Here is a 14,081-nt window from a genome sequence, read left to right on the forward strand (position 1 = left end):
AGGGTCAGTCGAAAAGTCGAGAATCAATTCTCCGTTCCGACACAGTGAGAACTCTCATTGTACTGTCTATGGTAGTGCTCCTTTCGACGGCGGGAGTCGCTACAACTACGATCGGGGCACAGGCACAGTCAGCAACCGGTGGGGATCCAGATCTTGAGGCATACGCCCCGGAGCCAACGCTGACGCCCGGTAACACTGAGACGCTGACAATTCAGATCGCAAATGATGCCACCACGCGGTACGACACTCCACCCGAGCGAAACCGCGTTACTACCGCTCGAAACGTAGTCGTTGAACTAGACAGCAGCAGCGCTCCCTTGACAGTTGAAACTGCTGAGCACTCAGTCGGCTCGATCAGTGAGAATGAGCCGCGATCAGTCCCATTTACCGTTGACATCCCTGAGGATGCCGAGCCAGGGACCTACGAGGTTGACGTTGAGATGACCTACTCGTACACCTCTTTCCGGCGATCTGGTGGCGGTGAAAACGAACGGACTTACACCATGACTGACACCGTTGAAATCGAGATCGACGATGCGCCACAATTCCGACTCACCACTGTTGACGACAGTGGACTACAGATCGGTGAGTCGGGGCCGCTCACGGTACAAATCGAAAACATTGGTGGCGAGCCTGCCCGTAATGTGGCGCTCTCGCTCAGCTCGCAGAGCTCGATGGTTGGATTCAACGGGCAACAGAGCGATGTCGGGCGTGTTGACACGTTAGCGCCTGGTGAGGCTGCTGAAATCACCTATGAGACGGCTGTGAAGTCGGACGCATCGGTTCGACAGTACGAATTAGACGGGACAGTCCAGTATACGAACCCAGATGGGATCGATGGCCGCGACACCGATCTCTCGACTGGGATCGAGCCGGCTGCTGAGCAGGGTTTCAGCCTAGATATTGTTGATGGGACCGTGCGAGTCGATGAAGAGACCACCATCCAAGTCCGGGTAACCAACGAGGGGCCCCGCACCGCAAACGATGTCGCCCTCGATTTCGCTCGTGAGTACCCGACGCTGCGGCTCCTTGTAGGATCGGTGTCTGCGGGGACGCTTGAACAGGGTGAGTCTGCTACCGTTCGGCTTCCGATTGCCGCGACCCGTGATGCTGAAGCCGTCGAAAAGTCTCTTGACATGCGGGTACAGTACCGAACGGACGCTGATGAGCAGCGGTACGACAATGACGTCTCGCTTGTGACCGCAATTGCCCCACGCCGTGACGACTTCCGAGTGGCAGCTTCCAACGCCACTATTGGTGTTGATTCTTCGCGACTCATCAAGATCGAAGTCACCAACAACCGGAACCAGACGCTCACCAACATCGAGGCGAGTCTCGGCACGAGTGACCCGCTCGACAGCGATGACGACGATGGATACATCGAATCGCTCGACCCCGGCGAGTCGACGACGCTAGTGTTTGAGCTCTCGGCGACCAGCGACGCCAACCCGAAAGGATACGCTGCGAGTATTGACTTCCGGTACGATGACGAGCGCGGCAAGTCGATGATGTCCGAGACGTATCAGATTCCTGTCCAGGTCGAAGAGAATGACGGGCTTGGAGTATTTTCAATCCTGCCGCTCGTTGGTGTCGGACTCGTCGGTGCCGGTGTAACCGTCTACGTGCGCCGGCAAGGCGATGGACTCCCGTGGTCGGCATAACTCCGTGACTGGGCACAACACCATCAGTTCGTGGGGCACTACGAGGCAGACCAACCAGCGACACGACAGACGACAGAGAACATGACTGACGATGGACCAACCCCACTTCGTGACGGCTTAGAGCGACTCGGACGGTTTTCTGCTGAGAACCGCCGGACTGTGTTTAGTGTCGTAGCTGTGCTCGTGGTCGTTTCGCTCGCTATTGCCGGACTTTCTGTCCAAATGAGCCTCGGGATGGAATTATATATTGACGACAGCTCACAGACGAATCAAAACTGGCAGGAGGTCAAAGCCGACGACACGTTCGATCTTGGGAACAACGTGTTCGTGATGATCGAGACCGATCACCTCTATGAACCAGAAACGATTCGAACGATAGACCGGCTTGACAGACGGTATACAGCGACCGATAAGTTCTCCAGTGTTACAAGCCTCGCAGACGTAGTCAAACGAGGAAATGGCGGCGAGATCCCAGCAACCGAGCGAGAGGTCCGCGCCGCAATTAATCGCGTTGAATCAACCGACACGAGCACGGCGGCGCTCGTGAACAACGTGAACCCCGACCGAGAAACGGCATTGATCGTTGCGACCTACGGGCAGGTTGATGTCCCAGACGCAGAAGACCAGTACTTTGGGTTTCTCCCCGGAACGGCAGCAGGGTACCTCACCGATAAGGTATCAGATGCAACCGATCATGTAACCGTGCCGCCACACGTTGACGTCACGGTCACCGGCGCGCCGGTGTTCGAAAACGCTGCGTTCGGACTCATGCTCCCTGAGATGATCCAACTGTTCGCAGTTGCGTTCGCTATCATCTTCTCCGTGGTGTTTCTGGTCATGCGTGGGCGACTGTACCGAACGTGGAAAGTGTTTCTTCCCGTCGGGACGGCACTCGTTGCGCTTGTGTACATGCTCGGGATGATGGGAATCGTCGGGTTCAACTTCAACGCGATTATGCTCGGCGTCCTCCCAATCGCGCTTGGACTCGGGATCGACTTCAGCCTCCAACTACATACGCGGTACATCGAAGAACGTGAGAAAGGGCGAGAACCCGTTGACGCTGCAGCCTCGGCTGCACGCACAACTGGGAACACGCTGTTGTTAGCGATGGCGACGACGTCGATCGGTCTTGGCGCACTGTTGGTTTCGGCAGTGCCACCGACTCGGCAACTCGGCGCGACGGCGGCGTTTGGCGTAATCGCTGCGACCGCGCTGTCACTCACGCTACTCGTCGCGCTGTTGGTTCAATTTGACGATGACGAGTACGACCAGACGGGGCCAACAGCTTCAGACACCACCGAAGCGACAGCAGCCGCTACTGCGGCCGAGAGAAACTCTTCGACGGATAGCAAAAATAAAAACTCTCCTTCTCCTGAGCCGTCGGCCAACGACCAATCGAGCGGGGTCCTCAGTGACGACGAGCCTGCGTTCGAGCGTTTCATCGGTACATTATCTAGTGGGATCGCTGCGTCGCCACTTATCGTGATTCTGCTTATGATCGCGGCAATCGGCGGCGGCGCGGCTGTGTATCACGATGTACCGACGACTCAGGAAATGCTTGACTACTGGCCGGATATCGAACAGCGCGACGATCTCGAAGAACTCGAAAGCACTGCGCAGAGCCCGAACGTAATCTACCTCCTAGTAGAGAGCAAAGATGCCTACTCGCCGACGACGTTCAGGCGGGCATCAGCCTTCGAGACCGCTATTGAGGATCATGACGACGTAAACGCTGCGATGAGTTCAGTCACTGCTGTCGAGATGGCCACTGGGGGGGACATCCCAGAGCGCCGGACACGGCTTATCGATACGGTTGACCGGCAGGCGGCGTCCGACCTCATGCCGGTCGGGAGTCGTGAAGATACTCCGGACCGGTTCGTCATTCAGCTATTTGTCGACGATATTGAAGGCGAGGAAGTTAGACACTTGATCGACGACACGGAGGCGACTGCCGATAGACACCTTGTCACCGAGCGGACCGCCGTCACTGGCAAACCGGTCGTCAACCGGAACGTGATCGAGAATGTGACCTCTGGCCGCGATCCGATGACCGTATTGAGCTTCGGGTTGGCAACAGTGTTTCTCGCATTAGCGCTGCGATCAGTCCGCGAGTCTGTGTTGCTCGTTGTTAGCGTCGCTATCAGCGCCGTGATGCTGATTTCGATAGCGATGTACCTACTAGGTATCCCGTGGAATCCCCTCACCGTTGCGACCGGCTCGATTGCGCTCGGTGCGGGGATCACATATGGGATACACGTCCATGAGCGGTTCAAAGAAGAGCTATTTGAGCGCGGATCGACCCCCGTAGTAGCGATGCGTGAGGCTATGGTGCGTAAGTCGCGGCCGGTCATTGGCTCTGGCGCGACGACGCTATTTGGATTCGGTGCGCTTGGGATTTCACAGTTCCCCGTGCTCGCAAACTTCGGCATCGCCGTCGCGCTTGCGATGACGTTCGCGCTGGTGACCGCCTTCGTCTTTCTACCGGCGTCTGCGTTGCTGCTGGCCAGATGGACGAACACCTACGATATCGTGGTCGACTCGACGTGATTGCCGTGTCTCCTTTAGAGCCGCTTGGACAGCAACCCACTCGCGACGGCCGCTCGGAAGATTATCGAGAACAGTGACGTCGTTGTCAGTAACCAGCGTCTCGACGAGGTGACTTAGGATAAAGCCGGCACCACCGCTCACGAGTATCGACTGACTTGTTGGCGTGTTCATAACTAATTTCTATAGCTCAACGACAAGTGCTGTCGGATTTTGATCTCTCTGCTAGTGACTGGTCGTCGCAAGCCACCACGACTTCCGAGGCTTCTAGCAGAACATGACGCAAGGCGGAAATCCGGCAGTCTACTCTGATCTCCCCGTAACGAGAAGCATTGCATCTGCGAGTACCTTCCACACCTGTCGCGCGACAATTTTTGTATCGAAGCCGAACGACTGACGTTTGATGTACTGAAGATCGTATCGGATCTTTCGATCAGGCTCTTTGCCGGTCACGTCGTTGATCTGTGCGAGTCCGGTTAACCCCGGCTTCACGAACCACCGCTTCGGCCAGTCGTCGACACCGTGTTGGATGTCGGCGTCGATCTCTGGGCGCTCGGGGCGGGGCCCGACTACGCTCATCTTCCCTGACAACACTGCCCACAGCTGCGGTATCTCATCGAGATGTGTCTGTCGCAGCACGCGCCCGACGCGGGTCACTCGCGGATCGACGCCGCCCTCGTCCTCGTCGCTGATTGTCACACCTGTTGCCGACTCCGCGTCCTCGACCATTGACCGGAACTTGTACACGTCGAACGTCTCGCCGAACACGGCGGTCCGCTCCTGCTGGTACAGGATCGATCCGCCGTCGTCGAGTTTGATCGCAACTGCGATCGCGAGGATAATCGGTGCTAGTCCGAGCAGCCCGCCCCCCGCAAACGCGACGTCGAACGCGCGCTTCAGGATGTGGTCCTGAACGTCCCACGGTTCGACGTCGATGTCGACGAGCGTCCCCGGGTCATCCTCAGCGAGCAACACCGCGTCTGCGGTGTTACGGTGTGCCTTCGCAGCAACTCCGTGTTCATAACAGGCATCGAGCGCGCCGAAGAATTCGGCCCGATCTGTCTCCCCGAACGCTAAGATTACCGTGTCGACATCCTGCGTGACCAGCACGTCTTCGAGCCGAGAGAGCCCCCCGAGCTGTTCGAGGGTCGCGTCCACGTCCACACCTCCGTCAGCAACGGACTCAACGTTGGCGTCCGATTCGTGTTCCTTGCCCAACTGTCCGCGGGGTCTCGCGCGTGCTTGCGCCGGAAAGAGGTAGCCGAGCAGCGCAAGATCCGTTTCGCCAGCCGCATGCGCGACGCGCGAGATCTCCGCGAGGTCGTCCCCAACGATGATCGCGCGTTCGCTGCGCGCCTCGGGGCGGCGTAGCCAAATGAACCACACCGGCAGGATGACTAACAGCAGCGGCGTGATCAACACGAGCGTCAGCCGCGGCACCTTGTACGTGTAATCGAAGTAGCCGATGGTCGCCAGCGCGAACACGGCCACGAACGTGCGCTTGTGTGCGAGCGCGACGATATCGAGAATCCGCCGCGGGCGCGGCTTGTAGAGGGGGACGAACGCACCCGCAACGACCACCACGGTCAGCGCCACCTCGATGACGAACTCCGCGCCCGCAGGTGGGTCGGGGGGCAGCCGACCGAGCACAGGAACCATCGCCGCGGCCGCCTGAACAGTCGCGTTGTTGGCGAGCATCACCGCGAGCCCAACGAGGGCAGCGACGCCTCCCACGCTCGCGAGCCGGTACCGCCATCCGGTGTCCATTACTGATCCGTGATAAGTGTGTCAAGTTAAACACTATGTTTCCTCCGGTGGTCGGATCGAGGGGTCTCGCTCGCCCGCGACGCCTCCGAACCCGAGGGTGGGCCCGTCCACGACCGAAACCGCTAATCGGCGCGCCCGACAGGTGACAGCCAATGCCCTCGCCTGAGGAGACGACCGCGGCCGCGCGCGAGTTCCTCGCTGACCACCCCGAAGCGGAAGACGCCTTCGCGGCCCTCGTTGAGCGCGACGCCCGCGACGAGCCGTGGACGTTTGCCGACATCGACCTCGACTCCGGTCGGTTCGGCGAGCTTGTCGCCCGCGACCTCGCCCATGAGGTCGATACTGGCTACCGGCTCGAAAATCCGAACGCGATCCGCGCCGCGATTGAGTCGGGGCCGGCCGACGCTGCCGATACGACTGACGCTGCCACTGACTCGTCCACAGCTACCGAGGGAAGCGATGACGATGGCAGCGAGACAGCCGCCGGTGATATCGTGATGTCGCGAGTCTCCTCGGTAGCTGACGTCGACGTTCTCACCTTCCTCGGGCTTCTTGGAGGGCTGCTTGTGGTCGCCAGCGCGCGCCTCGTGGCCGCGCCTGCGGTGTTCCAGCAGGGCTTCGTCGTCTCCCCAAGTAACGACACGTACTTTTTCCGCTACTGGCAGGAGCAGCTGGCCGCTCGCGCGGACGGAATCTTCGATCTGGGGCTGTTCGCGGACATGGGCGGCGCCGCGGGCACGCGTCCGCTTGCCCACGCGGTCAACTGGTGGCTGACGGTCCTGCTCGGTGGCGTCGACGCTGCGCCCGTGGTCGCCGCGTGGCTTCCGGTCGTGGCGTCCGTCTGTCTGGGATACTTCGTCTACCGGACCGCACGCTTGCTCACCAGCGATGTGCGTGTCGCGCTCGCCGCCGTGCTGTTCTACGGGCTCGCGCCCGTCAACGTCGTGTACACCTCCGTGGGCTTCCTTGACCATCAGGCCCACCAGTACCTGTGGCTCGGTCTGCTCGTTGCCACACTGACCGCGCTCGGTGTCGACCTTTCCCGCCGGGACGCCCAGTCCGAAACCGAACCAGACCAGCAGGCCATCGCGCGGGCCCACGCACATAACACAACGATGTGGCCCATTGCACTCGCGCTCGCTGTCGCCGTCGCGGCGTCCGCGCACGCCTACGGCGGCTCGCCGCTCACGTTCGTCCCAGTCGCGGCTGTCGTCGGGCTCCGCGTTGCGCTCGACGTTCGGCGGGACCTCTCCCCGACCTACGCAAACGCCCCCCTGCTTGCTGGGCTCGCGCTCGGCGCTGCGGGAGCGCTCGCCGCACACCTCGCGTTAGGCTGGCACGAGTCGATCGCCGCGGTCACGCCCGTCCTCGTCGTGGGCGGTGCGTTTGTCGTTGTCGGGCTAGGGGAGTTGTGGCGCCGCGTCTCGTTTCCGCCGCTTGCCCTTGTCGCGGCAGAGGCGGTCGTCGCCGTGGGGGGGCTTGTCGCCTATGCGCGCCTGCGTCCGGGCGATATCGAACGACTCCGGACGCGCGCCGACGATCTGTTCTTTCGGGAAGGTATCTCCGAGACAGTCTCGCTATTCAGCCCGGATTTTGCGGTCGTGTTCGGACCGCTCCTCCAGCTCGGCCTCGGTTTCTACTTCGCAATCGCCGTCCTCGCAGTCGCGACGTGGGTGGTCGCGCGCCGTTACAAGCCCGGCTGGCTCGTCTTAGTCTGCTTTGCGTGGTACTACACGCTGCTCGCAACGATTCAGGTCCGCTTTGCCGGGCAGTTGGCGATCATGATTGCGCCCTTCGCGGGGATCGGTCTTGTTTACCTCCTGTCGGCAATAGACATCGCACGTCCTGTAGCCGCCCTCGGTCGCGGCAACGGCACCGACTCCTCGTCGACTCGCGGTCAATCGAGCCGTGGTCGACCGAGTCGCGCCGGAGCGAACAGCAAACCGGATGGAGGGACCGCGATCACGTCGCTCGCGCTGCCTGAAGGAACCCGATTGCGGGGGTATCTGGCCGCAACGGTCGCGCTCGTGTTGTTGTTCAACCTTCTCCTCGTCCCGTCACTCGTCGGACAGACTACCTATGATCGCGCGCAGTTTGACGCTACGCTTACGGTTGATTCTCACGCCGAGGACGCTGACCGTGAGTACCCACAGAACTTCGTGTTGAGCCAGTGGGGCGACAACCGAATGTACAATTACTTTGTGAACGGTGAAGCCCGCAGTTACGGCTATGCACGAAGCAACTACGATCAGTTCCTTACCGCTGCGCACCCAGACGAATGGTACAACCGCTTTCAAGATCGTGTCGGGTACGTCGTCGTCACTGAACGCGAAAACGCACCTCCAACGGAGTCTACTTACACAGCCCTCTATGATGGGCTCGGCGCCGGCGTCAACGACACCACCGCAACCGGCCATTACCAGCTACTCACTTCCACTGAGGGGATCCGGACCTTTGCGGTCGTCCCCGGCGCGACGATCTCCGTGCCAGAGCCCAGTTCCGTCGGCGTCGAAAATGGAACGGTGACCGCAACAACAACTGTGACTGTGCCCAATTCGTCCGGTGAAGTCACAGCAACTGGCACAACATTCGAGTATGTACGCCACGCTACTGTCTCGAACGGAACCGCAACAATCCGGGTCGCACACCCCGGAGAGTATCAGGTTGGAACACAATCTGTGACCGTAAGCGATGACGCTGTTCACAACGGTAATCAAACAGTCGTTCAGCCGAAATAGTCTGTCTCGGTATCGACTTTTCGAGTTACTTAAATACGTAGTGCGCAATCCCATTGAACTACCCTACCCTACCCTCTCCTCCTCTACAGATAGAGCAGGCCGAGTGCCTCGGGGCTTGACCCAAGGGTGAAGGCCGTACGCTCACTTTCACTTTCACCTCGGTAAGATGGTAGTTAATACACTTAGCGACAAATAGGGTTGTAACGGCCAGAAACCACCCCCAAAGCATGGAATTGAAGACCTCAATTCCTTTGCTGGTCGTTCGGCAGTTTGGAAATGCGACTCCTCTCAAAACCCGCTACGGCGGTGAGACGGGAGTTGTCGGGCCGTGGTGGAGCGGCCGCCCCTCACGGACACATCGGCGTGTTCGGGTGTTAATTCCAGCCGACCCATCTGGGAAGGTCGAGGGGAATTAAATTCGCCTGCGGGCTCGGTGCGGCCCCAAGACGGTGAAGCCTCGGGGCTTGACCCCGAGGTACTTCACTCGCCCCTTGAGGTGGGGCAGTCGATTTGTGGGTAACTGAGGTACTATCTCTGTGGTGATAGATATGCGAAGCCAAGAATTACTAATACGGTTACGACGATCCCGAATCCAGGAACCTCTGACTCTGTCCCATCATCAGTTGTATTGGATGGTCCACCGTCTTGCTCAGTCTCTTGATTGACAACATCATTCGATGTCTCGGTTTCATTGCCCTCTTGATTAGAGGTGTCATTGGGCTCTGCTGAGGTAGTGCTCTCCTTACTTGATGTATCGGTGGCTGTTTGATTACCATTCACAACCGTTTCATTCTCATCTACTGCCGTTTCGTTCGTGTCCACAGCTGTTTCGTTTGTATCCACAGCCGTTTCGTTCGTGTCCACAGCCGTTTCATTCTCATCTACTGCCGTTTCATTCTCATCTACTGCCGTTTCGTTCGTATCCACAGCTGTTTCGTTCGTGTCTACAGCCGTTTTGTTCGCATCTACTACTTCGTCTTGCTCATCTTCTTCATTCCTATCATCATCGTCACTACTTGAGCCACTGGACTCATCTGTTCTACTTCTATCGTCTTTGGCATCCTCTGATTGAAGCTCCTCAACACCGTTTGCGAGCGTTTTCGTTGACTCGATAACGCTGCGAGGCGCAGGTTGGTTGAGATAATTATTGTTTAATACGACGTAATTACCGTTCTCACCTGCGTTTGTGCTAGCATACGGCTGTCGCTCAAGAATCGACGCCTCAGAGTCTGTCACAACTATCAATTCAGGATTTGTTTGGAGGATTACCTCATCTGAGAGCTGTGGATACCCGTCTGCCTCTGACGCAGCAACGTTAGTAGTCCCACCAATCTGCATAATTTCGTTGATGAAGGTATTGTCAGCAGCGACATACCCGCCTCCAAGCGGATACAGTGCGTCAGGACGATCAAGCTCAGCGGTCTGGTTTTCTACATTTTCCACCGTTTGGTTCATCTCAGTATTTACTTCCGCTGCTGTCTCACAGTTTCCAACAAGACGGCCTGTGCGCTCTGTTTTTGCCGCAATGTCACCGACATCGGTAGCAGCGGGGAAATGGTAAACAGTGAGGTTCTGTGCACGAAGATCTGCGACTTGTCCAGCTGAGGCGTTCGGTGCCAACACAAGATCGGGATTAGTCGCAACAACCTTTTCGACGCTAACACCGAATTCTGCGGAGACATTTGTTTTGCTGGCAGTCCCGTTCAAATACCCCGCAAACTCGGTTACACCGACAACCCTGTCTTGCGCACCTAACTCCCAGAGGGTCTGGGCAGCTGATGGGTTTGTTGTCGTGATCCGATCTGGCTGTTCATTAATCGTGATTTCTGTCCCTGTTGCGTCTGTTACAGTAAGTGGGAACCCACACGTACCACTACTATTGACTGTCTCTTCTGTTTTGTTGGCTTGAAGATCTTCAACAGCAGCAGCGAGAGTTTTGGTCGATTCAATCACACTCCGGGGCGCCGGCTGGTTTAGATAATTTGTATTCATAACTACATAGTTATCTTCTGCCCCAGCAGTTGTGCTCGCGTAGGGTTCTCTATCAAGAATTGCGCCCTCTGTATCGGTCACGAGTATGATCTCAGGATCTGTTTTGAGGATGACTTCATCCGAGAGTTGTGGATACCCATCTGCCTCTGACGCGGCGACGTTGGTTGTCCCAGCAATCTTCATGATTTCGTTGATGAAGGTATTGTCAGCCGCGACGAAGCCTCCCCCAAGTGGGTACAGTGCATCGAGACGATCAAGCTCAGCAGTCTGGCTTTCTACATCCTCTACAGTCTGATTCATCTCGGTGTTTACCTCCGCTGCTGTCTCGCAGTTTCCAACAAGACGGCCTGTGCGCTCTGTTTTTGCCGCAATGTCATCGATATCGGTCGCGGCCGGGAAATGGTAGACCGTGAGATTCTGTGCACGAAGATCTGCGACTTGATCAGCTGAGGCGTTCGGTGCTAACACAAGATCGGGATCGGTTGCGACGACTTTTTCGACGCTGACACCGAATTCTGCGGAGACATTTGTTTTGCTGTCAGTCCCGCTCAAGTACCCCGCAAATTCGGTTACACCAACAACCCGGTCTTGCGCACCGATCTCCCAGAGAGTCTGGGCTGCTGACGGATTTGTTGTTGTGATCCGATCCGGCCGTTCATCAAGCGTGATTTCTGTCCCTGTCGCATCAGTTACGTTGAGCGGAAACCCACAGGTATTATTTCCTGCTGTCTGCATCGGTTCCTGACCGCTGTAATTGGTAGACAGACTTTCACTCTCTGCGTGTTCAAACTCTGCTCCTACTGACTGTGCGCCAGCGGCGGTTCCTGGGGCGCCAACAACTGCTGTCGCCACAACCACCGCCAGTAGAATCACTCGTAAGTTCTTCACAGTTGGCAGCCGCGCTTGTAAAATATAATTTTTATTATTCCAACCTTGCTTGCGTTGGAATGTGTTATGTGTCTGATTAAACTATTGATACTCACGTCTGACGCAGAGTGAACTACCCCGACCTACTCACTCGCCGCTGGGGCGGCTCGTTCCTTGAGGTCGGGGCTTCCTGTTTCCACGACGCGCTTTGCAGGGACCGAATCGGTCCCCGTAGGGAGCGCAGTCTCCGCAGGCGTTGTTTCGGAGCGTCCCGCTCCTAACTGCTTGATTCCGCGAGAAAGAATATTCCATGCCGCGTTCCAGTCCCTATCGGCGGTGAAGCCACACGAGGGACAAGAGTGTTCGCGGACCCACAACGGCTTGTCCGTCTTGATACCGCAAGCAGCGCACTCTTTGGTCGTCCCTGCCGGTTCTACCGCTACGAAGTACGTGCCTTCGCGTTCACATTTGTACTCCAGCATCCGCAGGACCGTACTCCATGCCGCCCCCGCACGATTGCGCGAGTTCCCCGGGAGCTCGACTAACCTTTTTACGCAGAATACAGGCGGTAAGCCCCCTTCCTCAAGGAGCGACCAGCGGGAGCGAGTAGGGAGGGGATACACCGCCGTCATCATGTCTCAAACACGTTCGTACTCGCTGCCCAACCACCCCACCGATAGAGTTAAGTTGAAATAATGTTTAAACACAGATGATGGATAGACACGAAGTAGAAGGCCACGAAGTCATTGAGGGAGAGGTGAAGCCGACCGGCAACGGCGCACACGTTCTCGTTCCGAAGCGATGGCGTGGTGCAGACGTAAAAATCGTCCGAACGTCAGCCCCCGACGAATAGTCAATGCGCTACACCTACAGATTCCGGCTTGATCCCACGCCTGAACAGCGTGAGCTGTTGGATCATCACCGAGATACCTGTAGGCAACTCTACAATCACGCACTCACCGAATTTGAGAAAATCCCCGAATCGGCGGGAACACTCACCCAACGAGTACGCCAAGTACGCGATCAGCTCACCGATCTTAAAGTCTGGTGGGATGAACTAAATGACCTCTATTCAACGGTCGCACAAGCCGCTGTCATGCGTATCGAAGACAGCATCAAAGCCCTCTCCCAGTTGAAACAGAACGGCTACAAGGTCGGAAGCCTCAACTGGAAGGCTCCCAAGGACTTCCGCAGTTTCACCTACATACAGTCTGGCTTCGAGTTCGATAGTAAGAACGGTCAGACCGTATTGTCGCTGTCGAAACTTGCGGATGTTCCACTCATCAAACACCGCACAATCCCCGACACCGAGACGATCAAACAAGTCACGATTAAGAAGGAGCCAACTGGGGACTGGTTCGCTTCATTCGTTGTCGACGGGAAAGAGACACCTGAGAAACCAACCGATCCAGATCGGTGCGTTGGTATCGACGTGGGGATTCTCATACTGTCAGCTAAATATTCTTTAGGTTAGAGTGTGATTAGCAAGTATGTCCACGCTTGACGCCGCCACTCTTGACGACCTCCGCGACGCTCTCGCGGAGGTCGAAGATAAAAAGCCGACACAGCGGCTAATGGCGGTGATCAACTATCTTGAAGAAGACGATGCAACGATGGCGGAGGTTGCTGAACGATACGGATACACCGGTCCATGGTTGTCTCGGTGGGTTGGTCGGCTCGACCGGCTCGCTGATGAGCCGGTCGAGCAAGTCGCCTACGACGATCCGCGCGAAGGCAGACCAACCGAACTCTCTGATGAACAGCACAAGCGGTTCGTCAAGGTACTTCACGAATCGCCCGAGGAAGTAGGATTAGACGCGCCCGCGTGGTCTGTTCCACTAGCTCGTCACTATCTCGCCGAAGAGTTTGACGTTGAGTACTGTGAGCGGCACGTCCGGAGATTGATGTCTGAGGCCGGGCTGTCCTGGAAGACAGCCCGGCCGGAGTTCTACAAATCCGACGAAAGAGCCCAAGAAGCCTGGAAAGAAGGCTTCAAAAAAAGCGCAACGACCTGGACGACGAATACACGATCCTGACCATCGATCAGACGAGACAGGTTCTCTCGACGTTGATTTATGCGTGGTTTCCGGAAGGGGAGCGCCCGTCACTGCCGGTGACGGGCGCGTGGGATAGCATCAAGTTGCTTGGTGCAGTCAGCGATGGCGGTGAGACGTTCTTCCTGCCGTGTGCAGGGAATTTTAACAGCGACACGACGATTCGACTTCTCGACGCACTTCAGACTGAATTCGGCGAGAAGATTTGCGTCGTTTTGGACAACGCCTCGTATTTCACGGCGAACAAGGTCCAAGAGTTTGCTGAAGGTACACCGATAGAACTCTGTTACCTACCGCGGGGTTCACCGGAGCTGAACCCCGCGGAAGAGTGTTGGAGACAACTTGATCAAGAACTTGGGAACCGCCTGTTTGACACACTCGACGATCTCCGTGAGGCTGCTCTCTCTGCACTCGACCGGGTCGAAATCCCAGATGTGTTTACGTATTTATGTCCGTGA

General features: G+C 57.3%; 7 protein-coding genes and 2 pseudogenes. 6 read left to right on the forward strand and 3 right to left on the reverse strand.

Going from position 1 to position 14,081, the window contains the following annotated elements:
* Positions 1-74 precede the first annotated feature (74 nt).
* Positions 75-1,661 carry a COG1361 S-layer family protein gene (locus EO776_RS02290; RefSeq protein ID WP_129452337.1) on the forward strand — a complete coding sequence of 529 codons (1,587 nt, stop codon included), beginning with the start codon at positions 75-77 and terminating at the stop codon, positions 1,659-1,661.
* An 81-nt stretch (positions 1,662-1,742) separates the two neighbouring features.
* Entirely contained in the window at positions 1,743-4,208 is a 2,466-nt protein-coding gene (locus EO776_RS02295; protein ID WP_129452338.1) for an efflux RND transporter permease subunit, read from the forward strand.
* Between the two features lie 300 nt (positions 4,209-4,508).
* Here the strand turns inward: EO776_RS02295 and EO776_RS02305 are convergent, their stop codons facing one another.
* Positions 4,509-5,972: a sugar transferase gene (locus tag EO776_RS02305; RefSeq protein ID WP_129452339.1), complete on the reverse strand. Its 1,464-nt coding sequence runs from the start codon at positions 5,970-5,972 to the stop codon at positions 4,509-4,511.
* A gap of 152 nt (positions 5,973-6,124) precedes the next feature.
* Here EO776_RS02305 and EO776_RS02310 point away from each other — a divergent pair, with 152 nt between their 5' ends.
* A complete protein-coding gene (locus tag EO776_RS02310) occupies positions 6,125-8,710 on the forward strand; it encodes a hypothetical protein (RefSeq protein ID WP_129452340.1) in 2,586 nt (861 codons plus the stop codon).
* 528 nt (positions 8,711-9,238) lie between these two features.
* Here the strand turns inward: EO776_RS02310 and EO776_RS02315 are convergent.
* Positions 9,239-11,437: a PGF-CTERM-anchored ABC transporter substrate-binding protein gene (locus EO776_RS02315; RefSeq protein WP_129452538.1), complete on the reverse strand. Its 2,199-nt coding sequence runs from the start codon at positions 11,435-11,437 to the stop codon at positions 9,239-9,241.
* A gap of 275 nt (positions 11,438-11,712) precedes the next feature.
* Positions 11,713-12,120: pseudogene (locus tag EO776_RS02320) on the reverse strand (RNA-guided endonuclease InsQ/TnpB family protein); the annotation flags it as partial.
* A 161-nt stretch (positions 12,121-12,281) separates the two neighbouring features.
* Here EO776_RS02320 and EO776_RS02325 point away from each other — a divergent pair.
* The 3 genes and pseudogenes from EO776_RS02325 (at position 12,282) to EO776_RS02335 (ending at position 14,081) form a co-directional block, all read left to right on the forward strand.
* Positions 12,282-12,422: a DUF2080 family transposase-associated protein gene (locus EO776_RS02325; RefSeq protein ID WP_121562418.1), complete on the forward strand. Its 141-nt coding sequence runs from the start codon at positions 12,282-12,284 to the stop codon at positions 12,420-12,422.
* A 3-nt stretch (positions 12,423-12,425) separates the two neighbouring features.
* Positions 12,426-13,013, forward strand: a pseudogene (locus EO776_RS02330) (RNA-guided endonuclease InsQ/TnpB family protein); the annotation flags it as partial.
* 46 nt (positions 13,014-13,059) lie between these two features.
* A protein-coding gene (locus EO776_RS02335; protein WP_129452446.1) for an IS630 family transposase occupies positions 13,060-14,081 on the forward strand; the annotation gives its coding sequence in 2 pieces (ribosomal slippage) (positions 13,060-13,563 and positions 13,566-14,081; 1,020 coding nt in all).

Origin of the sequence: Halorubrum ezzemoulense (assembly GCF_004126515.1) — an archaeon.
GTDB lineage: Archaea > Halobacteriota > Halobacteria > Halobacteriales > Haloferacaceae > Halorubrum > Halorubrum ezzemoulense.